Genomic DNA, 23244 nt, shown 5'->3' with positions numbered 1-23244 from the left:
CCTGAACTACTGACGTGGGGTAATATAATACGGCGTTTCCCCGTTCCCCCGTCTTCTATGGTTTGGACATATCCCATTGCTGCACATGCGGCAATCGCGCCATGTTCGCTTACGCATTTTTGCGCTCTTCTGGCGTGCTCTGCCAGTAGGGTTGGGTGGTTGGTGCGCCATACAGAAAACCCTGTTGGCAATCGACCCCAAGCGCGAGAAGCAGGGATGCATCGTCTTGATTTTCCACCTGTTCAGCGACGGTTATCATGTCGAAGTTGCGCGCGATCGACACCATGATCGACACGATTGCACGATTGTCGGGGTGGTCGCTTACGCCGCGGGCGAACTGCCCGTCGATCTTCAGAATGTCAAAGAACATCTCTTTCAAATAGCGGATGGCGATGTAGTCAGAGCCAAAGTTATCCAATGCAAAGCAAACGCCCCGTGTCTGGAGCTGGTCCATAAAGCTGGCGACGAGTTCGGGCATTTGCATCGCCGATTTTTCGCTAATTTCCAGGATGAGACGCTCGCCAATGGTGCCGTCGCGCGACAGCCACCGGTTCAAAAGGGTCGTCCATCCCGCATACCCGATAGAGCGCGCGGACATGTTGATCGAGAGGCGCAACCCTTTGTTTTCGCTCAGCGCGGCAAGCCCCGCATGGAGCGACAGCACATCAATCTCGCGGCCAAGCTGGGTCTTCTCGACCACGGGCATGAATTCGCGGGCGGGGATGACGCGACCAGTGGGATCCAGAATACGAATGAAACCTTCGTAAAAGGCGATTTTTGGGTCGTCCGCGTCCCGCATGACAGGCTGGTATGCCATCAATGTCTGATTATGCGCGACAGCAGCCCTGACCATGGCCAATGTGCTGCCGTCGCGTTGGGTCAGCGCGTAGTCGAGCGGGTTTTTCGTCCCCTCGGGCAGATCGGCGAGCGGGTGTGGTGATATATCTTCCAAAGTGGCGCTTCCATTTATCGCTGTACTCATGTCACCTTGGCGCGGAAACTTGTAACGCCGGGTTAACGCGGCAATGCAGTACAAATTTTAGCTATCCGGCCAGATCCGTCGGAGAAGGGGATGCGGATGCAGCGGTGTGATTGGGCGGGGCCAGAGCAAATTTATCTGGATTATCATGACACTGACTGGGGTGTGCCGGAGTATGACAGCCGCGCGCTTTGGGAAAAACTGATCCTTGATGGCTTTCAGGCAGGGCTGAGTTGGATCACGATACTTAAAAAGCGAGAGAATTTCCGCGAGGCTTTTGCCGGTTTTGACCCTAATGTCATTGCCACATGGGGTGAAGCCGAGGTTGAACGCTTGCTCGCCAACCCCGGCATTATCCGCCACCGCGGAAAGATCGAGGCGGCGATTACAAATGCACGCGTTTGGCAAGAGATTGAAAAGAAGGAGGGATTTGATCGGTATTTATGGAAATACGTGGGGTTCGAGCCACTGCAAAACCGGTTTGAGCGTCAGTCGGATGTTCCCGCATGGACGCCGCTTTCAAAGCAGATATCGGCTGACTTGAAAAAACGGGGGTTTAAGTTCTGCGGCCCGACAATCGTCTATGCGTTCATGGAGGCTGTGGGCATGGTGAATGACCATTTGACGTGCTGTCCCCGTCATCAGGCTGTGGCGCAAAGGCCCAAACATGACTGGGACGCCGGCTAGGTCACTTTGACCGTGTTAGGCGGTAACGGAACTTAGGCGCTTTGCGAGTTGGTCAAGCATCACAATCGTGTCGCCGCTGGTCGAGAATGCCTTGGTGCGGCAGTAGTCGACGTTGACCACGATATCGCGATGACATGCTGCCTCTGGCGAGGTCTGGACCGCGTTCTTCACCACGTCAGCAATATTGAGCGTGGATTGCGTTTTAAGCGCGGGCGAGAGCGCGGCGAAGGTGCCGTTTGATCGATATGTCACGATAAGGTTCACGCTGCTGAGCGCATCGGTCAACCTGCGTGCCAATCCGACGGAAAACTCGACGCGCTGGTCTTGCGGAACCTGCGAAAGCACATCCGCAAAGTTCTGCAGCACGATCACAGCGATCTGCATGCCGCCACCAAACTCGGATTGCATGCGCATAATGCAGTTTTCAAAGGCGTCCTGCGGGACAAGGCCGCTCTCGGAAAGCTCGGACGGCGACATCGGACGGTCGAGCGCGAGCTCTTTCAGAACGTCGAAATTCTCTTGGTTGGGGGATTCATGCGGGCGTTTCAGGTGCCGGACAAATTCGGCGTTGCGCATTTCCGCACCATGAATGCGTGCCTCAAGATCGAAAAACTCGAAGGGTTTGATGATATAGTCCCACGCGCCCGCCACGAAGGATTTCGCGATGCTTTCGCTGTTCTTCACGCCGGTGAGCATGATGATGGGCACAAATTCGTACCCGTCGATTTGTCGGATGTGGGGGATCAGCTCTACGCCGGACATTTCCGGCATCTGGATGTCGAGCAGTAGGCAGTCGAAAACAACAGGCGCGCTATGGATGATTTCAAGCGCTTCCTTGCCGGAGGCGGCCGTGCGGACATATTCGTGATCTTGCGTCCGAAGATATTCTTCTAGCAAATTACGCAGATCTTGATTGTCCTCGACGGCCAAGATCCTCATGTGCGTGGTCTTTCGACGCGATGCACCACAACTGCATTACGAGTTCCGATGAAGTGCATTGGATGCCAACGGTATCCGCCGCGATAGCCCATGTTATGCGTCACACTAGCCCCCTCAAACCGTTCAACACCTTGATGCTGCGTGACAATCGTTAACTTTTCAACTTAATAGTGCTCGCTTTAACCTTTTGTTAACGATTTTGGCGATTTTAAGGCAACGTTCAGCGGGTCACATGACGTAGGGCGGCGGAGCGTTCATCGAAATGCGCATTTTCACGGACTTCCCGGCCGCTGCTGCCTAATAAGCTACGATTTGAGGCTAATTGGGCCAAGTTCGTGCATTGACTCCAACCCGCAGCACCGTATAAGCGCCGCTTGATTGGTGTTGGTGGACCCCGCAAGGGGAACCCTGTCAGGCTTCGGCCAGAGGACAACGCCCTTTACCGCCCGTCGCAATCCTGCGGGGGCCTCAAAAAGGAGAACAGCCGTGACTAAGCGTACAGCTGCCAAGCACAAAATTGACCGCCGTATGGGCGAAAACATCTGGGGCCGTCCTAAGTCCCCAGTGAACCGTCGTGAATACGGCCCCGGCCAGCACGGTCAGCGCCGCAAGGGCAAAATGTCCGACTTCGGCATTCAGCTGCGCGCCAAGCAGAAGCTGAAAGGCTACTACGGCGATCTGACCGAAAAGCAATTCCGCCGCATCTACGGTGAAGCCGAGCGTGTAAAAGGCGACACAGGTGAAAACCTGATCGGTCTGCTGGAGCGTCGTCTGGACGCCGTTGTATACCGCGCCAAATTCGTCGCGACCGTTTTCGCTGCGCGCCAGTTCGTGAACCACGGGCACGTCAAAGTGAACGGCAAGAAGGTTAACATTCCTTCCTACCGCGTCAAAGAAGGCGACGTGATCGAAGTGCGTGACCGTTCCAAGCAAATGGTTGCCCTGCTCGAAGCGACGCAACTGGCAGAGCGTGACGTGCCTGACTACATCGAGGCGGATCACTCCAAGATGACAGCGACATTCGTGCGCACCCCCGCTTTGGGCGACGTGCCATACCCTGTCATGATGGAACCGAACCTCGTGGTCGAATTCTACGCGAAGAACTAAGGTTCCTCGCATATCAATGCCGAAGGGGCCACGCTGGAAAGACCGGCGTGGCCCTTTTTGCGTTTGGTGACGCGCCTTTAGCGCGGGGCCATATGACGCTGGGACAAGATCGTAGTGGCGCTGGCGACGGCGCGCGTTTATGGTCCGCCCGACAGGAGACATGACAGATGACAACCGCTATTCGCCCGCAACCCGGCATTATGGACATCGCGCTGTATCAAGGCGGGGCGTCCCATGTGGCGGGGCTTGATAATGTGATCAAGCTCAGCTCGAACGAGAACCCGCTTGGCCCGTCCGACGCGGCCGTCAAAGCGTTCCGCGATGCGTCCTATGATCTGCATCGCTATCCGTCCTCTGATCATACCGCGCTGCGTCAGGCGATCGCGCAGGTGCACGGGCTGGACGCTGACCGCATTATTTGCGGGGCCGGGTCGGACGAGATCATCGCCTTTTTGTGCCAAGCGTTCTCGGGCGAGGGGACAGAGGTGCTGCACACGGTGCACGGCTTTGGCATGTACCGGATCTCCGCGCTGGCCAACGGCGCGACCCCGGTCGAGGTGCCCGAAAACGAACGGGTCACGGATGTGGATGCGCTGCTCGCGGGATGCACCGACAAAACGCGGCTGGTGTTCATTGCGAACCCGAACAACCCCACCGGCACCATGATCGGGCTGAGCGAGATTGAACGTCTTGCCGCCGGTATCCCCAAACAGGCAATTCTGGTGCTCGACGGGGCCTATGCCGAATATGTCGAAGGCTATGACGGCGGCGCGGCTTTGGTGGATAGCCACGATAATATCGTGATGACGCGGACGTTCTCGAAGCTTTACGGTCTGGGCGGGCTGCGGATCGGTTGGGGCTATGCACCGGCGCATATTATCGACGTGCTGAATCGTGTGCGCGGGCCGTTCAACCTGTCCCAAGCCGCGCTGAATGCGGCGACGGCGGCGATCAAGGATACCGGCTACGCCGCCCATTGCCGGAGCGAGAACGCCAAATGGCGCAGCTGGATGGCTGATGCGCTGGCAGAGATCGGCGTGCCGTCTGATGTGTCTTGCGCGAACTTCATCCTCGCGCGGTTCAAGTCGCAGGACGAGGCCGAGGCCTGTGATGAATACCTCAAGACCCAAGGGTTGATCGTGCGGCGCGTGGCGGGCTACCAGCTGCCGACCTGCTTGCGGATCACCGTGGGCGACGAAAGCGCATGTCGCCGCGTGGTGCATGCGATCCGACAGTTTAAAGGCGACTGATATGCCCGTAATTTATGAGAAAGTCGCGCTGATCGGCTTGGGGCTGATCGCCTCTTCGATGTTCTGGGCGATGAAGCGCGGCGGGCTTGCGGGCCATGTGTCGGGCTTTGCACGCAGCGCCGAAACCCGCGACACCGCCCGCGAGATTGGACTGTGCGACGAGGTCTGCGATTCCATTGCCAAGACGGTGAAAGACGCGGATCTTGTGGTGCTTTGTGTACCCGTTGGCGTCATGGGGTCGGTCGCGGCCGAGATGGCCGGGCATCTCAAGCCCGGCTGCACGGTGACGGATGTGGGGTCGGTCAAGGCGGATGTGATCGCGCAAGTGGGCCCACTGCTGCCCGACGGGGTGCATTTCATCCCCGCACACCCTTTGGCGGGGACCGAACACTCTGGCCCACGCAGCGGCTTTGCAGAGCTTTTTGACAACCGCTGGTGCCTGCTGGTGCCTGTGCCCGACACCAACGCCAATGCGATCTCGCGGTTGCGGAACCTCTGGGATGGTATGGGTGCCAATGTCGAGGAAATGGATGCGGAGCATCACGATCTGGTGCTTGCGGTGACCAGCCATGCGCCGCATTTGATCGCGTATACGATGGTGGGCGTGGCCGATGATTTGCGCCGCGTGACCGATAGCGAAGTGATCAAATATTCCGCTGCGGGTTTTCGCGACTTTACCCGCATCGCGGCAAGCGATCCGACCATGTGGCGCGATGTGTTCCTGACCAACAAGGAGGCCACGCTCGAGATTCTGGGCCGCTTTACCGAAGAACTTTTCGCGTTGCAGCGCGCGATCCGTATGGGGGATGGCGATCATCTACATGATTACTTCACCCGTACCCGCGCGATCCGTCGTGGGATTATCGAAGCGGGGCAGGACACGGACGCGCCGAACTTTGGTCGCCAACCCGGCAATAAATGATCCGGGCGGCGCTGATATACGCGCTGCTTTCCGGTGCCGCACTGGCCGGACCCGATACCTCTTTGCGCCCGCCCGCTTTGGCCGGGGGTGCTGCGCTGACGCCCCAAGGGTCGATTGCCACGCCGCCGCGCAATGCGGGGGCCAAACGCGCGATAGCGGCCACGGGCGGGATCGCCTCCTCGCTACGGCCCAGCCTGCGCAGCCGTAAGGCAGAGCAAGCGGCCAAAGCCAAACGCCGCCTGCTGGCCAAGGGTGCGGTATGCGGGGATATTTCCATTCAGGGCAAAGCGATCGGACGGGTGCAACCCAAGCTCAAGGGATGTGGTGTCAGCGATGCGGTGCAGATCCAGTCGGTGTCGGGCGTACGGTTGAGCCAAGCGGCGGTTATGGATTGCAAGACTGCCAAAGCATTGAAAACATGGATTGATCAATCGGCAAAGCCCGCTTTTGCCGGTCAGGGTGGCCTGCGCGGGCTGCGTGTCGCCGCCCATTACGCCTGCCGGACGCGCAACAACCAGCCGGGTGGCAAGATATCAGAACACGGGCGCGGGCGGGCGATCGATATCTCGGGTTTCCAGATGCACAGCGGTGCCGAGGTCAGTGTGTTGAAGGGCTGGAATGCCCCCGCCAGCCGTAAGGCCATGCGTCGGGTGCACAAGGGGGCCTGCGGGCCGTTTGGCACCGTGCTTGGCCCGAAAGCGAACCGCTTCCATCTGGATCACTTTCATTTCGACACGGCGCGGTATCGCAAGGGGACCTACTGTCGTTGATTTAACGCAATTCAGCGCAAGATAATCTTGGGTGCTCGGCCCAAGGGGATGAAACCCATAGACATTTTTCCGTCCTTCACGGTGATGTCCAGATCCAGCGCATCGGTGTTTCCCGACATTTGCGCCAACCCCTTCAGCATTTGTTCCGCTTGGGGGCGGAAGTTGGGGGGAATGTATCCCGCGCTCTCAACCATGGTCAGCATCGTCGGCCAGTCTTGTGCCGCGACCGACAATGTCCCTGTCGCCAGACCATCTTCGGCGACCGCAATTGTACCGCGCAGGGACAGGGCGATGTCGCCCCAGGCAAGCTCGGCATGACGCAGGTCGATCACGCGGGGCTGGGGGCGGGTCCGGCCAAGGGCCTTACGATCCCACAGCCGGTCAAAGGTGATGGTCGCTTTGGCGGTGACGGTGTCAAACGCCTCTGCCCAATCGTCGGGCAGGCCGAACAGGCCGCGCAGTGCGGCACTGGGGGTGACATTCTGCGCGTCTAGCGCCAGATCGTAGATCGGCTGGCCGACGGTTTGTTGCACAGCGCTAACGTTCAGGCCGCGCCCCTCGACAGGGCCGGTGACGGGCAGGTCAAGCACCCAGGCACCGCCGTCCAGCGTCAACCGGTCCAGCTGGCCGGAAACACTGGGGCGCAGGCGCAGATCGGTGGTCACGTCCTCGGCCGACAACATGGCGCGCAAGTTGGGGCCGGACAGGCCAAGTTCGATATAGGGCGAGGCAACGGTGACATATCCGGGCCAGTATGCGGGGGTAGAGATGTCGATGCGCTTTGCCGCGACGGCGCTGGCGATCCCGCGCCCGGCATTTTGGGCCGGCGGGGTCAGGGTCACATCGGTCAGACGGGTGTGCAACCGCGTGGGGAAGCCCTGCTTTTTCATTTCGCCCACGTCTGCCTGCCACCCGGCTGCGCGGCGCGTTTCGATCAGTTTCGCGATGCCCCGCTGCAATCCGGACGAGGCAGCGACCCACCATCCGCACCAAACCGCCGCCAGAACGACAATAACCAACACGACCTTGCCCATTTTACCCAACACCTTATTAACGCCTGCGATAGCGCAGCTTTAAACAAGCCAATGATAAAGGACCAGAGACATGGCAATGTGGGTGTTCGGTTACGGCAGCTTATTGTGGAAACCGGGGTTTGACGTCGCGGAAAGCGTGATCGGGCGGTTGCCCGGGTATGCGCGGTCTTTCTGCATGCGCTCCATCCACCACCGTGGCTCGGTCGAACGTCCGGGGCTTGTGCTGGCGCTGGATGCGGATACCGGCACGGCCTGCGATGGCATGGCGCTGCGCGTGGCACCGGGCACCGAAGAGGCGACGCTGGCCTATTTGCGCGAACGCGAGCTTGTGTCGTCGGCTTATGTAGAGAAAACGCTGGATGTGCAGCTAGAGGACGGGCGCACGGTTGCGGCTTTGGTCTATGTGATTGACGCGGAACATGACCAATACTGCGGCGGCTTGCCGCTGGAAGAGCAGGCGCAGATCATCTCGGGCGCGGTTGGCGGCATGGGGCCGAATACCGAATATCTGTTCAACACCGCAGCGCATCTGACGCAGATCGGGCTGCATGATCCGTCGCTGGCGTGGCTGCACGACCGCGTAAAGACTTTATCCGCATAAATCCGTGGCATAACCGTCGGGATTAAGTGTAGGCTGCGGCAACAGAAGCACAAAAGTGTCAGGAGCCACGAGGCATGGCGCAGTCAGATCGCGAATCCAAACCACAGTTTTCCCAGCCGGTGCGGCAGATCACGCTGATGCTGATCGCCCTCGGGCTGACCTGCATCGGGGCTTTTCTGGCGCTGCCAAGCGTTTTGCCTATTTTTGCGGCGAACCCCTATTTGAACGGGGTCATTATTGTCGTCTTCTTCATCGGTGTGATCGCCTGCTTTTATCAGGTGGTGCAGCTGATCGGCTCTGTCCGCTGGATCGAGAATTTTGCCTCTGACGCGCCCAATGCCGATGCCGTCGCCCCGCAGCTGCTGGCACCGCTGGCATCGCTGCTGCGCACACGCGGCGCGCGGATGCAGGTGAACGCGACCTCTACCCGATCTATCCTGGATTCCGTCGCCACCCGCATCGACGAAGCGCGCGAGATTACGCGATATATCGTCAACATGCTGATCTTCCTCGGGCTTCTGGGCACGTTCTACGGCTTGGCGACGACCGTACCGGCGGTTGTTGAAACCATCCGCAGCCTCGCCCCGCAAGAAGGGGACGGCAGCACTGATATGTTCGCGCGCCTGATGACAGGGCTGGAATCGCAGCTTGGCGGTATGGGGGTGGCGTTCGGGTCGTCCCTTTTGGGGCTGGCGGGATCGCTGGTGGTTGGCTTGCTTGAACTCTTTGCCGGTCACGGGCAGAACCGCTTTTATCAGGAGCTTGAAGATTGGCTCAGCTCGATCACCCGCGTTGGTTTTTCCTCGGGCGAGGACGGGGCGTCGGATCAAAACGCGGTGGCTGGTGTGCTGGATCACATGGCCGAACAGATGGACAGCCTGCGTCAGTTGATCGGACAATCGGCGGAAAGCCAGACCGCGCTGAACAGCAAGATCGGCGCGCTGGCCGCCACGATGGAGGAATTGTCGGCGCGGGCCGCACAGACCGATACGCCGGCTGAAAGCCTTGACCGGATCGCCAAGGGGCAGGAGCGTATGGTCGCCGTGCTTGAAGGGCAGGGTGAACACGAACGCGCGGATGCGGAAAGCCGGATGCGCCTGCGGTCGATCGACGTGCAGATGCTGCGTATTCTCGAAGAGATTTCAGCCGGACGGCAGGAGACGATGGCCGAGTTGCGCAAGGATATATCCTTGCTGGCCAAGGCGCTGTCGGCCCCGCGTGGCGCTGAGCCGCGCCGCTTGCGCACCCCTGACCGTACCGACACCGAGGGCAGCTGATCATGGCGCTTTCCCGACGCACTGGGGCACGGTTTCAGGGCTCGATCTGGCCGGGATTCGTGGATGCGATGACGGGTCTTTTGCTGGTGCTGATGTTCGTGCTGACCATCTTTATGGTGCTGCAAGCCGTACAGACCCAGCGGATCAATGGGCAAGAGAACGAACTGAATTCACTGTCGGGCGAAGTCGCGGCACTGGCGCAAGCGCTTGGGATGGAACGGCAAACCACGGCCGAGCTTGAGGCCGAACTGGGGACGCTGAACACATCCCTCACCGCTGCACGCGATCAGGCGGCAGAGCAGGCGGAGATGATCGCCTCCTTGACCGCGACACGCGATGCGCAGGCCGCACAGCTTGACGCGGCAGAGGCCAAGATCTCCGGTTTCGAGGCGCAGGTGGCAAGTCTGCTGTCCCAGCGGGATGCGGCGGTCGCCCGTGGAGAAGCGCTTGAGACGCGACAAGAAGAACTGCTGAGCGCGCAAGAGGCGTTGAACCTTGCCTTGGCGCAGGCGCGGTCAGAAACGAATGCCCAGGCCGAAGCCGCCCGCCTTGCCGCCGCCCGCCGTGATGCGCTGACAGCGCTGGTGGATGATCTGCGAGCGCAAAATCAGGATGCGCAGACCGCTTTGGAAACCGCCGCCGCGCAGAATGCCGCCGCGCTGTCAGAGGCCGAAGCCGCTCGTTTGGCCGAAGCTGCCGCCGCCGAACGCTTGCGCGAAAAGCTGGAAAATGCCGATGCAGAGCTGACCGCAATGACGCTGGCGCTAGAGAAGCAGCGCAAAGAGGCCGAGGATACGCTGACCCTGCTGGCCGCCGCCCGCGCTGCCAAGGAAACGCTGGATGCAGAACTTGCCGCTGCGCTGGCGGAAACCGAAACTCTTGAAGCAACTCAGGCCGATCGGGCAGAGCTGCGCGCCAAACTGGCGGATGCGCTTGCGGCAAAGCTTGCCGCTGAGAACCGCGCCGAGGCAGAGCTGTCGGATGCAGAGAAACAGGCCGCTTTGCTGGATGCCGCCCGGTCCGAGCTGGCGCAGGAAGAAGCGGCGACTGCCGCCGCGCAGCGCCAGACAGAACTATTGAACCAGCAGGTCGCCGCCCTGCGCGGCCAGTTGGGAGAGCTGCAATCCCTGCTGGATGATGCCGTCGCACGCGATGCCGCGAAAGAGGTGCAGTTGCAATCGTTGGGGTCAGATCTGAACACCGCCCTCGCACGGGTCGCCGCCGAAGAACGCCGCCGCGCCGAGCTTGAAACGGCTGAACGTGCGCGGCTTGAGGCCGAGACAAAGAACCTCGAACAATACCGGTCCGAGTTCTTTGGCCGTCTGCGCGCGCTTCTGGGCAATCAGGAGGGTGTGCGCATCGAGGGGGACCGTTTCGTCTTCTCTTCCGAGGTGTTGTTCCCCCCGGGGGCCGCCACGCTGTCCGCCGATGGTCGTGGAGAGATCGCCAAGGTCGCCGGTATCCTGCGCAACATCGCAGCCGATATCCCGCCTGAAATCGACTGGGTCATTCGCGTAGACGGGCATACCGACAATCAGCCGCTGTCGGGGTTGGGCGAATTTGCGGATAACTGGGAGCTTAGTCAGGCGCGCGCCCTGTCAGTGGTCAAATATATGATCAACTTCCTCGGGATCGCACCGGAACGGCTGGCCGCGAACGGCTTTGGTCAATATCAGCCCGTTGCCAGTGGGAATACCGAAGCCGCGCGCGCGCAAAACCGCCGGATCGAGCTGAAGCTGACCGAGAGGTAGCGTTATTTGACCTCGATTTCCGTGCTGCGTTGGCTGATGATCTGCAGGCCGCGGATCATCGTCACCGTGCCGGTATAGATGCCCGCGGGCCAGTCCACGCGGCCACGTTTGCCGATGGCGCGAAAGGCTTGGGCCTGGGTTTTGGTCAACGTCACATCATCCGCGATCACCATGCCGTCAGGGCCGGTGATGGACAGGTTCACGATGTCATCTGCCCGCGTGCCAAACATATAGCCCCAGACAACCAGCGCATCCGCGTCCACGGGCAGGGACGCCGCCGCTGCCTCGCCTTGTTTGATGGCGTCATAGGCGGGGACCGCATCGGCAAAACCAACGCTGATCAACCCACCGGCGCGGTAGTCGGGTCGTTCAGCCCAAAGATTGCTATCACCGGGCGCGTCGCAGCTGGTGGTCCCATCGGGATCGAAGGGATCAACGACGTCCCCGTCTTTGCGCACCGACAGATGCACATGGGGGAAGGCGGCCTTTCCCGACTGCCCGACAAAGCCGATGGTGTCGCCCAAAGCGACCTCTTGCCCCGTGGTGACGCTGACGGAGCCTTGTTTGAGGTGGCAGTACTGCGTTTCCCAACCGTTCCCGTGGTCAAGCACGACGCCGTTGCCACATTCCTTACCGTCGATATCGGCAGCGTTTTCGCTGGTATAACCGCTGTCAGCCATACCGTCGCGCATACCGGTGACACGGCCTGCGGCGCTGGCAAGGACGGGGATGTTGTCGGCGATATGGGCCCGGCTGGGTAGTGCGAAATCCGTGCCTTTGTGCCCGTCATAGCTTAAGGCGGCACAGGTGAAATCCATCGCATCAGACGACGGGTCGCTATCTACATACTGCTGGATGAAGCAGTCTGTGCCAAGGTCGCAGTCAAGGGGCGGGGAGATAAGAAAACCCTCTGCCAGCACGGGGCTGGCAAAGGGCAGGGCAAGCGCAAATACGGCGCTGCGTGGTATCATTCAGCTGTCAGCAACGGTGGCTTGTTGCCTGTCAGCTTGGGGTTTTCCGACCCGAGGATCGTCAGGTCCAGCTCGCCCTTCTTGACGTTGACCTTGACCACACCACCTTTCGCCAGCTTGCCGAACAGCAGCTCTTCGGCGAGGGGCTTTTTGATGTGCTCTTGGATGACGCGTCCAAGGGGGCGCGCACCCATTCGTGCATCATAGCCTTTGTCGCCCAGCCATTCGGCGGCTTTGGTGGACAGTTCAATCGTCACGTTGCGGTCCATCAGCTGAGCTTCAAGCTGCAGCACGAACTTCTCGACCACCCGCAAGATCACGTCTTTCGGAAGCGGCGCAAAGCTGATCACCGCGTCCAGACGGTTGCGGAATTCGGGCGTGAAGGTCCGTTCGATCGCGGCGGTATCCTCGCCGGTGCGACGGTCACGGCCAAAGCCGATCGCTTCTTTCGCCTGCTCGGACGCGCCTGCGTTCGACGTCATGATCAGCACGACATTGCGGAAATCCACTGTCCGGCCGTTATGGTCCGTCAGCTTGCCGTGATCCATCACCTGCAACAGGATATTGTAGACGTCCGGGTGGGCTTTCTCCATCTCGTCGAGCAGCAGAACGCAGTGCGGGTGCTGGTCAACGCCATCGGTCAACATGCCGCCCTGATCAAACCCGACATAGCCGGGAGGGGCACCGATCAGGCGGGAAACGGCGTGTTTCTCCATGTATTCAGACATGTCGAAACGCAGCAGTTCCACACCAAGCGTGTCGGCCAGCTGTTTCGCCACCTCGGTCTTACCCACACCTGTCGGCCCTGCGAACAGGTAGTTGCCGATGGGTTTTTCGGGCTCGCGCAGGCCAGCGCGGGCCAGTTTGATCGCGGAAGACAGGGCTTCGATCGCCTTGTCCTGACCGAAGACAACGCGTTTCAGCGATGCCTCAAGATCCTTGAGCACAATCACATCATCCTTGGACACGTTCTTGGGCGGGATGCGCGCGATCTTGGCGACCACGGCTTCGACCTCTTTGGTGCCGATGGTCTTGCGCCGTTTCGAGGCCGCCAGCAGATGCTGCGCCGCGCCCGCTTCGTCGATCACATCGATGGCGGAGTCAGGCAGTTTGCGGTCGTTGATATAGCGGTGCGCCAGTTCAACCGAGGTCCGGATCGCGTCAGAGGTATATTTGACCGAGTGGTGATCCTCGAAGTAGGGTTTGATGCCCCGCAGGATTTTCACCGCATCCTCGACCGAAGGCTCGTTCACATCGATCTTTTGGAAACGACGCGCAAGGGCACGGTCTTTTTCGAAATGCTGGCGGAATTCCTTGTAGGTGGTCGACCCCATGGTGCGCAGCTTGCCGCCCGCAAGCGCGGGTTTCAGCAGGTTGGAGGCATCCATCGCGCCGCCGGATGTGGCACCGGCACCGATAACGGTGTGGATCTCGTCGATGAACAGGACGGCGTTGTCATGTTCTTCCAGCTCGGTCACGACGGCTTTCAGACGTTCTTCGAAATCACCGCGGTAGCGGGTGCCGGCCAGCAACGCGCCCATGTCGAGCGAGTAGATCGTGGTTTCGGCCAAGACCTCGGGCGTTTCACCGGCAACGATCTTGCGCGCCAGCCCTTCGGCGATGGCGGTTTTCCCGACGCCGGGGTCACCTACCAGCAGCGGGTTGTTCTTGCGGCGGCGGCACAGCACCTGAATGCAGCGTTCCACCTCGTCCGACCGGCCGATCAGCGGATCAACGTCGCCTTCGCGGGATTTCGCGTTCAGATCAACGGTGTATTTCGCCAGCGCGGATTCTTTCTTGTCGCCATCGGTGACGCCTTGGGCTTCTTCCTCGTGATCCGGCGCACCGGACACGGGGCGTGGTTCACCGAAAGCCGGATCTTTGGCGACGCCATGCGCGATGTAATTGACCGCATCATAGCGCGTCATATCCTGTTCTTGCAGGAAGTAGGCGGCGTTGCTTTCGCGTTCTGCAAAGATCGCGACCAGCACGTTCGCGCCGGTCACTTCGGTCCGGCCAGAGGATTGCACATGGATCGCCGCGCGCTGGATCACCCGCTGGAACGCTGCCGTTGGCACCGCTTCGGAGCCGTCAACATCGGTGACCAGATTGTTCAGGTCTTCATCGACAAATTCGACCAGCGTTTCGCGCAGTTCGGTCATATCGACAGAACAGGCTTTCATCACCTGCACGGCGTCGGGTTCGTCGATCAGGGCCAAAAGAAGATGTTCAAGCGTAGCGAATTCATGTTTGCGCGCATTGGCAAGGGCCAGCGCGGCGTGAATGGCTTGTTCTAGGGTAGACGAGAATGAAGGCACAGGCGTGCTCCTTTTCGATCTGTGTCGGAGGGGGCGTCAGAAACAGGACGCGCCGCAACCGAGCATGGCCTCATAGTATTAGAGTTTGGTTGATCACGGCGCAGCTTCAAGGTTTTTCTGCAATATCGCTGTCACATTTATCGTGAACGTCGATTTTAGACCATGATTGCGGCGGTCAGAAACGGTCTTTGCGCGCGCGAATTTCGGCAAACACATCGGTGTCGGTGGCGTTGACCATCCCCAGTTGCGCACGGATGCCCGGATCGGACGGGCGCAGGAAGGGGTTGGTTTCAAGTTCCGTTGAAAGCGTCGAGGGAACTGTCGGCTCGCCATCAGCACGGGCCTGATCGATCTCTCTTGCACGAGATATAAGTGCCGCGTTTTCCGGATCAACCGTCAGGGCAAATTTTGCGTTCGACTGCGTGTATTCGTGACCCGAACATACGGTGGTATCGGCTGGCAGGCGCATCAGCTTTTGCAGGCTGTCCCACATCTGCGCGGGCGTGCCTTCGAACAGGCGACCGCAACCAAGCGCCATCAGGCTGTCGGCGGTAAAGACGCATTTGGCCGCGGGGACGTGAAAGGCGATATGCCCGACGGTATGGCCCGACACATCGATCACATCGACCGTATGCGCGCCGAAGGTGAAGGATTGTCCGTCGTCATAGGCCGCGTCCAGCGGGGGCAGGCGTTCGGCATCAGCCTTGGCACCGATCACGCGGGCAGGGTGGTCGGCAATCAGCGCGGGCACGCCCTGAATGTGGTCGGGGTGGTGATGGGTCAGCCAGATCTCCGTGAGGGTCCAGCCCAACTCGCCCAGCTTGGCAGCGATCGGCGCGGCCTCGGGTACGTCGATCAAGGCGACCTTGCCGCTGGTCTGGTCGCGCAGCAGGAATGCGTAGTTGTCGGACAGGCAGGGGATGGTCACAAGATCAAAGGACATGGCAACGGCTCCGGTCGGGGTTTCGGGATGCGGATCACCACGCTAGCGCGGGCGGGGCGGTGCTGCAAACGGGTTTCGCGCAGTCCGCTCTTTTGCGGCGCGTGGCTTTGGTCTAGGGTCGGGGCGATCCACCCAACAAGGCCCTTTGCCATGCACCTTGATGTCCAAGACCTGCGCAACTTTTACTATCGCAGTGCCCTTGGCCGCGCGGCGCAGCATTCCTTGCGTACCCGCATGCTTGAGCTTTGGCCCGAGGCCAAGGGGCAGACCGTTGTGGGCTTTGGTTTCGCGGCCCCCTTGCTGCGCCCCTATCTGGCGGATGCGCGGCGGGTGATGACGCTGATGCCGGGGCCGCAGGGGGTCATGCCTTGGCCCGCGGGCATGCCCAATACCTCTGTGCTGACCGAAGAAACGCTCTGGCCGATCGAAACCGGACATGTCGACCGGCTGGTTCTGATGCACGGGCTTGAAACGTCTGACCGGCAGGGCGACCTGCTGGAGGAATGCTGGCGCGTGTTGGGGCCGGGGGGCAGGGCACTGTTCATCGTGCCCAACCGTGCAGGGTTCTGGGCGCGTAGCGATATCACGCCCTTCGGATACGGGCGGCCCTATTCGCTGGGTCAGCTCGAAACGCAACTGCGCAAACACCAGTTCCTGCCAGAGCGCCAGTTGGGTGCGCTGTATCTGATGCCCTCGACCAGACGGACGTTCCGGCGCGCGGGGCCGCTGTTTGAAAAAGTCGGGCGGCACATGCCGACGATCATGGCGGGCGGGGCGTTTATGGTCGAGGTGACCAAGCTGGTGTACCCGCCCAAGGGCAAGGTTGCACGCACGCCAGCGCGCCGGTCGATCCGCGTTCTGGAAGGGGTCGGCGCGGTGACACCTTCGGCAGTTCAGGCGGTCCTGCCACAGCCTATGTGACCCCCGCGCCACGGCGGCAAGAATCGCTGCCACACCCGAAATTGCCGGATGTCTATTGATTTTTAGGCAGGTTGATCAGGTCAAAGCGTCGCAGGGGTGCATTGCGTTAAGAATAAGGGGCGCTTTCCTGTGGCAACCTCACTATACTGTGTTGCGGGATGCGGGTCCGTCTGCTACATCCGCCCTGATTTAGACGTCTTGGGTAATTTCAAGTCGCGCCAACACCCCGGTGACGCGATGTATTCGCTTATCCGGCCCTGACGTATGAGAGGATGGACGTGTCCGAAACAGCATCAATCTCTACAGGTATCGCACAACGCTATGCGACCGCCGTGTACGAGCTGGCCCAAGAGGCCAAAGCCCTTCCCCAGATCGAGAAAGATCTTGATGCGCTGCAAGCCGCACTGGCCGAAAGCGAAGATTTCCGCGATCTGATCAATTCGCCGATCTACACGCGCGAACAGCAAGCCGCGTCGATCAGTGCCATCGCCAAAAAGATGGACCTGTCCCAGACGCTCGCCAGCACGCTGGAACTGATGGCCAACAAGCGCCGTCTGTTCGTCCTGCCGCAGCTGGTCCAGAACCTGCGTGACATCATCGCCGTCGAAAAAGGCGAAGTGACTGCTGATGTGATTTCGGCCAAGGCGCTGACCAAAGCGCAATCCGAAAAACTGTCCAAGTCGCTCGCCGCGACCACAGGCAAAAAAGTAACGTTGAATGCGACCGTTGATGACTCCCTCATTGGCGGTCTTATCGTAAAAGTGGGCTCTAAGATGATCGACACGTCGATCCGCGCAAAGCTCAATTCCCTCCAGAATGTAATGAAAGAGGTCGGATAAATGGGTATCCAAGCTGCAGAGATTTCTGCGATCCTGAAGGACCAGATCAAGAACTTTGGTCAAGAAGCAGAAGTTGCCGAAGTTGGCCGCGTTCTGTCCGTTGGTGATGGTATCGCTCGCGTGTATGGTCTGGACAACGTCCAGGCTGGCGAGATGGTCGAATTCCCCGGCGGCATCATGGGCATGGCCCTGAACCTCGAGACAGACAACGTCGGTGTTGTTATCTTCGGTTCCGACCGCGACATCAAAGAAGGCGACACCGTCAAGCGCACCAACTCCATCGTGGACGTGCCAATCGGCAACGGTCTGCTGGGTCGTGTTGTTGACGGTCTGGGTAACCCTATCGACGGCAAAGGCCCCATCGAATCCACCGAGCGTGGCCTCGCGGACGTTAAAGCCCCCGGCATTATCCCACGGAAATCGGTACACGAGCCAATGGCGACTGGCCTGAAATCCGTTGACGCGATGATCCCCGTTGGCCGTGGCCAGCGTGAGCTGATCATTGGTGACCGTCAGACCGGTAAAACTGCCGTTGCTCTGGACGCGATCCTGAACCAACAGCAGATCAACGACGCCGCAGGCGACGACGAGAGCAAGAAAATGTACTGCGTGTACGTTGCGATCGGCCAAAAACGTTCGACTGTTGCCCAGCTGGTTAAAAAGCTCGAAGAAACAGGCGCGATTGACTATTCCATCGTTGTTGCCGCCACCGCGTCCGAGCCTGCGCCAATGCAGTACCTCGCACCATACTCCGCAACAGCTATGGCGGAATTCTTCCGCGACAACGGCCGTCACGCGCTGATCATCTATGATGACCTTTCCAAGCAAGCCGTGTCCTACCGCCAGATGTCCCTGCTGCTGCGTCGTCCGCCCGGGCGTGAAGCTTACCCAGGTGACGTTTTCTATCTTCACTCCCGTCTGCTCGAGCGTTCGGCGAAATTGGGTGATGACGCAGGCAACGGCTCTTTGACAGCTCTGCCGATCATCGAAACCCAAGGTGGTGACGTTTCCGCGTTTATTCCAACCAACGTGATCTCGATCACCGACGGTCAGATCTTCCTGGAAACCGAATTGTTCTACCAAGGTATCCGTCCTGCTGTGAACACCGGTCTGTCGGTTTCGCGCGTTGGATCCTCGGCTCAGACCAAAGCGATGTCTTCTGTTGCCGGTCCGGTTAAGCTGTCCTTGGCTCAGTACCGCGAAATGGCGGCCTTTGCTCAGTTCGGTTCCGACCTTGATGCCTCCACTCAGCAGCTGCTGAACCGTGGTGCGCGCCTGACAGAACTGATGAAGCAGCCTCAGTACTCCCCCCTGACCAACGCGGAAATCGTCTGCGTGATCTATGCGGGTACAAACGGCTACCTCGACAAGATCGACGTCAATGAAGTTGGCCGCTTTGAAGCGGGCCTGCTGGCGCACCTGCGCAGCAAGCACGCCGACCTGATGGCTGACATCACCAACAACGACCGCAAGGTGAAGGGTGAGCTGGAAGACAAGATCAAAGCTGCCATCGATTCTTTCGCCGCTGACTTCGCTTAAGGGAGGGAGGGCACATGCCAAACCTCAAGGACCTAAAAAACCGGATCGCGTCGGTCAAATCGACCCGCAAGATCACGAAAGCCATGCAAATGGTTGCCGCGGCGAAGCTTCGCCGCGCGCAGGAAGCTGCCGAGCAGTCCCGCCCCTACACAGAGCGTTTTAACGCTGTGATGTCGCGGTTGGCTGCATCGGTAGGTGGGTCTGACACCGCCCCCAAGCTGCTGAGCGGCACAGGGTCGGATCAGGTTCACCTGTTGGTTGTCATGACCGCTGAACGTGGCCTGTGCGGTGGCTTTAACGCCAACATCGCCAAGCTTGCCAAAGCCCATGCTCGTGGCCTTATCGCCAAGGGTAAGGAGGTCAAAATTTTGACCGTTGGCAAGAAAGGCCGCGACAGCATCCGTCGTGACTTTGGCGACCTTTTGGTCGGTCACGTTGACCTCAGCGACGTCAAGCGCCTTGGCTATGCCGATGCGCAGGGGATCGCCAAGGACGTACTTGGCCGTTTTGACGCGGGTGAATATGACATCGCCACGATCTTCTATGCGAAGTTCGTGAACGTCGTCAGCCAGATCCCGACGGCACAGCAGATCATCCCGGCGACCTTCGAAGAGACCGAAGGCGCGGACGAGGCGACGACACTGTTCGACTACGAGCCCAGCGAAGAGGCCATCCTGGCCGACCTGCTGCCGCGCGGCGTTGCAACGGCGATCTTCTCGGCTCTGCTGGAAAACGCGGCCTCTGAACAGGGTGCCCGGATGTCGGCAATGGACAACGCGACACGGAACGCCGGTGACATGATCGAAGATCTGACCATCGAGTATAACCGTTCGCGTCAGGCCGTCATCACCAACGAGCTGATCGAAATCATTTCCGGCGCGGAAGCGCTGTAGGACAAATCGGAGAAACGACATGGCAAATGCAGTCGGCAAAATCACACAAGTCATCGGCGCCGTCGTCGATGTGCAGTTCGAGGATCACCTGCCAGAGATCCTCAACGCTGTTGTAACTGAAAACCACGGCAAGAAACTGATCCTCGAAGTGGCTCAGCACCTTGGCGAAAACACCGTGCGTACCATCGCGATGGACGCGACCGAAGGTCTGGTGCGCGGCCAGCGCGTCGAAGACACAGGCGCGCCAATCTCGATCCCAGTGGGTAACGCCACATTGGGCCGCATCATGAACGTTGTTGGCGAAGCCATCGACGAAAAAGGCGACATCCAATCGGCCGAGCGTCGCTCGATCCACGCGGATGCGCCCGAATTCGCGGAACAGTCGACCACATCCGAAGTGCTGGAAACAGGCATCAAGGTTATCGACCTTCTGGCGCCTTACGCCAAGGGTGGTAAAATTGGTCTGTTCGGTGGTGCCGGTGTTGGTAAAACCGTTCTGATCATGGAACTGATCAACAACATCGCCAAAGTGCACTCCGGTTATTCGGTTTTCGCGGGCGTTGGTGAACGTACCCGTGAAGGGAACGACCTGTACCACGAGATGATCGAATCCAACGTTATCAACCCTGATGATCTGGAAAAATCGCAGGTTGCGCTGGTGTACGGCCAGATGAACGAGCCTCCCGGAGCGCGTATGCGTGTTGCGCTGACCGGTCTGACACTGGCCGAACAGTTCCGCGACCAATCCGGTACCGACGTTCTGTTCTTCGTCGACAACATCTTCCGCTTTACCCAAGCCGGTTCCGAGGTTTCGGCTCTGCTGGGTCGTATTCCTTCGGCCGTGGGCTACCAGCCAACACTGGCGACCGACATGGGTGCGATGCAAGAACGTATTACATCGACCAAATCCGGTTCGATTACATCGGTTCAGGCCGTTTACGTTCCTGCGGATGACCTTACCGACCCTGCGCCCGCGACATCCTTTGCGCACCTTGACGCGACAACCGTTCTGGACCGTTCGATCTCGGAAAAGGGTATCTACCCTGCTGTTGATCCGCTCGGCTCCACATCGCGTCTGATGGACCCATCCATCGTTGGCGAAGAGCACTACAACGTGGCCCGTGACGTTCAGGGTATCCTGCAACGCTACAAGTCGCTGCAGGACATCATCGCGATTCTCGGCATGGACGAACTGTCGGAAGACGACAAACTGACCGTTGCCCGTGCGCGTAAGATCGAACGCTTCCTGAGCCAGCCTTTCGACGTTGCGAAAGTGTTCACCGGCTCCGACGGTAAGCAGGTTCCACTGGAAGAGACAATCACCTCCTTCAAGGCGGTTGTTGCCGGTGAATACGATCACCTGCCCGAAGGTGCCTTCTACATGGTTGGCGGCATCGAAGAAGTGAAAGCGAAAGCTGAAAAAATGGCGGCAGACGCCGCTTAAGGAGCGCTGAAAATGGCAGACACAATGCAATTCGACCTCGTTTCGCCTGAGCGGCGGCTGGCCTCGATGCAGGTGACGGCCGTTCAGATTCCGGGTGCGGACGGGGACATGACAGCAATGCCTGATCATGCCCCCACCATCACCACGCTGCGCCCCGGTGTGCTGCGTGTTGAAGGCCCGGAAGGCACTGCTGAGTATGTGGTAACCGGCGGCTTTGCCGAGATTTCTTCCGAAGGCGTATCGGTTCTGGCCGAACGCGCGGTGTCCAAGGGTGATATGACCCAAGAGCATCTGGACGAAATGATCGCCGAAGCCAAAGCCATGTACACAACGGCAAAAGAGGGTTTCGCGAATGAACCTGGCCCCGTAGACGACGCAGCCAAGCTGCTGTCCGACATGGTTGCCATGGGGGACGAAATCGGCTTGTCGAGCAAGCAACCCAGCCTCTGACGTTTCCTTGCCCGTTTTGATGAAAAGGCCCTGCATCCGCGGGGCCTTTTCTATTTGTTAACCTTAACTTATGGTTGTCAGATTGTAGCGGTAGGACGAGTTGGGGCAGGCCATCACGATGAAAAGAATGAACGCAAGCAGCGTTGGTATCGATAGCGGAGAGACGGTGTTGTTCTCCGATTTTCAGGATGGTGGCGAGATGTGGACGGGGAAGGGCCAGCGCGAGCGGCGCAACCATATCACCTTCTCCACGCCGTACCGCGATATCCCCACGGTACACGCCTCGCTTGCGCTGTGGGACGTGGATAACGCCACGGTCATGCGCGCGGATCTGCGATCAGAAAATGTGACGAAAGAGGGATTTGAACTGGTGTTCCGCACCTGGGGCGATACGCGTATTGCGCGCGTCAGGGCGTCTTGGATGGCCATCGGGCCGTTGCCGCAGCAAGACGACTGGGAGCTTTAAGCAGCGCCCCCAGCCGTTGTTTCAGGGGCGCTTAGCCGGGTTTGTACATGCCGTCGTAGATCGGCTCTAGCGTGTCGGCGTCAAACAGGGACGAGACCGAAGTGCCGTTCCAGATGTTCAGGATCGCCTGCGCAAAGATCGGCGCTGTGGGCACGATCCGGATGTTTGTAGCTTGCTTGACGGCGGGCGTCGGCGCGATGCTGTCCGTGATGACCAGCGATTTCATCACCGAATTGCTAACGCGTTCGACCGCAGGGCCGGACATAACGCCGTGGCTGATGTAGGAGTGGACTTCCTTCGCGCCGTTTTCCATCAGCACTTCGGCCGCTTTGCACAGGGTGCCGGCGGTGTCACAGATGTCGTCCACAATCAGGCAGACTTTGTCGGTCACATCGCCGATCACGGTCATCTCTGCAATCTCGCCGGGTTTTTCGCGGCGCTTGTCCACGATGGCGAGGGGGGAGTTGATGCGCTTCGCCAGTTCGCGTGCGCGGGCCACGCCGCCCACATCCGGAGAGATGACCATCAGCTCGTCCATGCGGCCCTTGAATTCGTTTTGGATGTCCAGCGCAAAAACGGGGGAGGCATAGAGGTTGTCGACAGGGATATCGAAGAAACCCTGGATCTGTGCGGCGTGCAGGTCCATCGTCAGGATACGCTCGATGCCACTGCCGACCATCATATTCGCGACCATCTTGGCGGTGATCGGTGTCCGTGCCTTGGTGCGGCGGTCCTGACGGGCATACCCGAAATAGGGCAGAACAGCCGTGACACGCGCCGCAGAGGACCGGCGCAGCGCGTCGGCCATGACCAGCAGTTCCATCAGGTTGTCATTGGCGGGGTTCGACGTTGGCTGGATGATGAACATATCCTCGCCGCGGACGTTCTCGTAAACCTCCACAAAGATTTCGCCGTCATTGAACCGTTCGACCCGTGCGTCGACCAGCCCTACGTTGACCCCCCGATGCAGCGACATCCGCCGTGCGATGGCTTTGGCCAACGGCATGTTCGCGTTACCTGAGATCAGTTTGGGTTCGGTGGTTTGAGCCATGTGCAAAGGGTCCCTGGATGCAGAACATGTGACAGAATCGTGACGTTGACACCGCTTAGCATGGCCTTACGGTCTGGCAAAGCTGCACAGCC

General features: G+C 59.6%; 22 protein-coding genes. 15 read left to right on the top strand and 7 right to left on the bottom strand.

Features of this window, described 5'->3' with window-relative positions; translation table 11 throughout:
* Positions 1-109: 109 nt before the first annotated feature.
* Positions 110-952 carry an EAL domain-containing protein gene (locus ABM428_RS12985; protein WP_009825218.1) on the bottom strand — a complete coding sequence of 281 codons (843 nt, stop codon included), beginning with the start codon at positions 950-952 and terminating at the stop codon, positions 110-112.
* A 126-nt stretch (positions 953-1078) separates the two neighbouring features.
* Between ABM428_RS12985 and ABM428_RS12980 the strand changes: the two genes are divergently transcribed.
* Positions 1079-1666, top strand: coding sequence for a DNA-3-methyladenine glycosylase I (locus tag ABM428_RS12980; protein WP_167543134.1), 588 nt, complete (start codon positions 1079-1081; stop codon positions 1664-1666).
* Positions 1667-1681: 15 nt separating this feature from the next.
* Here ABM428_RS12980 and ABM428_RS12975 read toward each other — a convergent pair whose 3' ends face one another.
* Complete coding sequence (locus ABM428_RS12975) at positions 1682-2605, bottom strand: response regulator transcription factor (RefSeq protein ID WP_353628003.1); 924 nt, start codon at positions 2603-2605, stop codon at positions 1682-1684.
* A 486-nt stretch (positions 2606-3091) separates the two neighbouring features.
* Here ABM428_RS12975 and rpsD point away from each other — a divergent pair, with 486 nt between their 5' ends.
* The 4 genes from rpsD to ABM428_RS12955 all read left to right on the top strand — a co-directional run bounded on the left by rpsD (position 3092) and on the right by ABM428_RS12955 (position 6654).
* The gene (rpsD, locus tag ABM428_RS12970) at positions 3092-3712 is read left to right on the top strand and encodes a 30S ribosomal protein S4 (protein WP_005849596.1); all 621 of its coding nucleotides are present in this window, start codon (positions 3092-3094) and stop codon (positions 3710-3712) included.
* 167 nt (positions 3713-3879) lie between these two features.
* Positions 3880-4962, top strand: coding sequence for a histidinol-phosphate transaminase (gene hisC / locus ABM428_RS12965; protein WP_005849595.1), 1083 nt, complete (start codon positions 3880-3882; stop codon positions 4960-4962).
* Between the two features lies 1 nt (position 4963).
* Positions 4964-5884 (top strand): prephenate/arogenate dehydrogenase family protein, encoded by a 921-nt coding sequence (locus ABM428_RS12960; protein ID WP_005849593.1) that lies wholly within the window; start codon positions 4964-4966, stop codon positions 5882-5884.
* A complete protein-coding gene (locus ABM428_RS12955; RefSeq protein WP_064217148.1) occupies positions 5881-6654 on the top strand; it encodes an extensin family protein in 774 nt (257 codons plus the stop codon). The genes ABM428_RS12960 and ABM428_RS12955 overlap by 4 nt, the downstream gene beginning before the upstream one ends.
* Before the next feature lie 11 nt (positions 6655-6665).
* On the opposite strand, the gene ABM428_RS12950 is transcribed toward ABM428_RS12955, so the two are convergent.
* The gene (locus tag ABM428_RS12950) at positions 6666-7700 is read right to left on the bottom strand and encodes a DUF2125 domain-containing protein (protein ID WP_353628002.1); all 1035 of its coding nucleotides are present in this window, start codon (positions 7698-7700) and stop codon (positions 6666-6668) included.
* A 58-nt stretch (positions 7701-7758) separates the two neighbouring features.
* On the opposite strand from ABM428_RS12950, the gene ABM428_RS12945 reads away from it, so the two are divergent.
* The 3 genes from ABM428_RS12945 to ABM428_RS12935 all read left to right on the top strand — a co-directional run bounded on the left by ABM428_RS12945 (position 7759) and on the right by ABM428_RS12935 (position 11317).
* The gene (locus tag ABM428_RS12945; protein ID WP_353628001.1) at positions 7759-8289 is read left to right on the top strand and encodes a gamma-glutamylcyclotransferase; all 531 of its coding nucleotides are present in this window, start codon (positions 7759-7761) and stop codon (positions 8287-8289) included.
* A gap of 74 nt (positions 8290-8363) precedes the next feature.
* Positions 8364-9566 carry a hypothetical protein gene (locus tag ABM428_RS12940; RefSeq protein ID WP_005849585.1) on the top strand — a complete coding sequence of 401 codons (1203 nt, stop codon included), beginning with the start codon at positions 8364-8366 and terminating at the stop codon, positions 9564-9566.
* A gap of 2 nt (positions 9567-9568) precedes the next feature.
* Positions 9569-11317 (top strand): peptidoglycan -binding protein, encoded by a 1749-nt coding sequence (locus ABM428_RS12935; protein ID WP_353628000.1) that lies wholly within the window; start codon positions 9569-9571, stop codon positions 11315-11317.
* A gap of 2 nt (positions 11318-11319) precedes the next feature.
* Here the strand turns inward: ABM428_RS12935 and ABM428_RS12930 are convergent, their stop codons facing one another.
* From ABM428_RS12930 to gloB, 3 genes are all read right to left on the bottom strand, one after another.
* Positions 11320-12288 (bottom strand): M23 family metallopeptidase, encoded by a 969-nt coding sequence (locus ABM428_RS12930; protein WP_353627999.1) that lies wholly within the window; start codon positions 12286-12288, stop codon positions 11320-11322.
* Positions 12285-14606: an ATP-dependent Clp protease ATP-binding subunit ClpA gene (gene clpA, locus ABM428_RS12925; protein WP_005849580.1), complete on the bottom strand. Its 2322-nt coding sequence runs from the start codon at positions 14604-14606 to the stop codon at positions 12285-12287. Before clpA ends, ABM428_RS12930 begins: the two co-directional genes overlap by 4 nt.
* A 175-nt stretch (positions 14607-14781) precedes the next feature.
* A complete protein-coding gene (gene gloB, locus ABM428_RS12920) occupies positions 14782-15549 on the bottom strand; it encodes a hydroxyacylglutathione hydrolase (protein ID WP_340269451.1) in 768 nt (255 codons plus the stop codon).
* A 150-nt stretch (positions 15550-15699) separates the two neighbouring features.
* On the opposite strand from gloB, the gene ABM428_RS12915 reads away from it, so the two are divergent.
* From ABM428_RS12915 to ABM428_RS12885, 7 genes are all read left to right on the top strand, one after another.
* Positions 15700-16470 (top strand): methyltransferase domain-containing protein, encoded by a 771-nt coding sequence (locus ABM428_RS12915; protein WP_005849577.1) that lies wholly within the window; start codon positions 15700-15702, stop codon positions 16468-16470.
* Positions 16471-16748: 278 nt separating this feature from the next.
* Positions 16749-17309, top strand: a complete 561-nt coding sequence (locus ABM428_RS12910; RefSeq protein WP_174226613.1) for a F0F1 ATP synthase subunit delta — start codon at positions 16749-16751, stop codon at positions 17307-17309.
* Positions 17310-18848, top strand: coding sequence for a F0F1 ATP synthase subunit alpha (atpA, locus tag ABM428_RS12905; protein ID WP_064217142.1), 1539 nt, complete (start codon positions 17310-17312; stop codon positions 18846-18848).
* Between the two features lie 14 nt (positions 18849-18862).
* Positions 18863-19741, top strand: a complete 879-nt coding sequence (locus tag ABM428_RS12900) for a F0F1 ATP synthase subunit gamma (RefSeq protein ID WP_005849572.1) — start codon at positions 18863-18865, stop codon at positions 19739-19741.
* Positions 19742-19760: 19 nt separating this feature from the next.
* A complete protein-coding gene (atpD, locus tag ABM428_RS12895) occupies positions 19761-21185 on the top strand; it encodes a F0F1 ATP synthase subunit beta (protein WP_005849570.1) in 1425 nt (474 codons plus the stop codon).
* Positions 21186-21197: 12 nt separating this feature from the next.
* Positions 21198-21635 (top strand): F0F1 ATP synthase subunit epsilon, encoded by a 438-nt coding sequence (locus ABM428_RS12890; protein WP_037966100.1) that lies wholly within the window; start codon positions 21198-21200, stop codon positions 21633-21635.
* Positions 21636-21762: 127 nt separating this feature from the next.
* Positions 21763-22101 (top strand): H-type lectin domain-containing protein, encoded by a 339-nt coding sequence (locus tag ABM428_RS12885; RefSeq protein ID WP_081858800.1) that lies wholly within the window; start codon positions 21763-21765, stop codon positions 22099-22101.
* Between the two features lie 31 nt (positions 22102-22132).
* On the opposite strand, the gene ABM428_RS12880 is transcribed toward ABM428_RS12885, so the two are convergent.
* Positions 22133-23152, bottom strand: a complete 1020-nt coding sequence (locus ABM428_RS12880; protein WP_005849565.1) for a ribose-phosphate pyrophosphokinase — start codon at positions 23150-23152, stop codon at positions 22133-22135.
* Between the last annotated feature and the right edge of the window lie 92 nt (positions 23153-23244).

Source organism: Sulfitobacter sp. TCYB15 (assembly GCF_040435955.1).
In the GTDB taxonomy this organism is placed as follows: Bacteria; Pseudomonadota; Alphaproteobacteria; order Rhodobacterales; family Rhodobacteraceae; genus Sulfitobacter; species Sulfitobacter pontiacus.
This window is presented reverse-complemented; position numbering and strand designations above follow the sequence as displayed.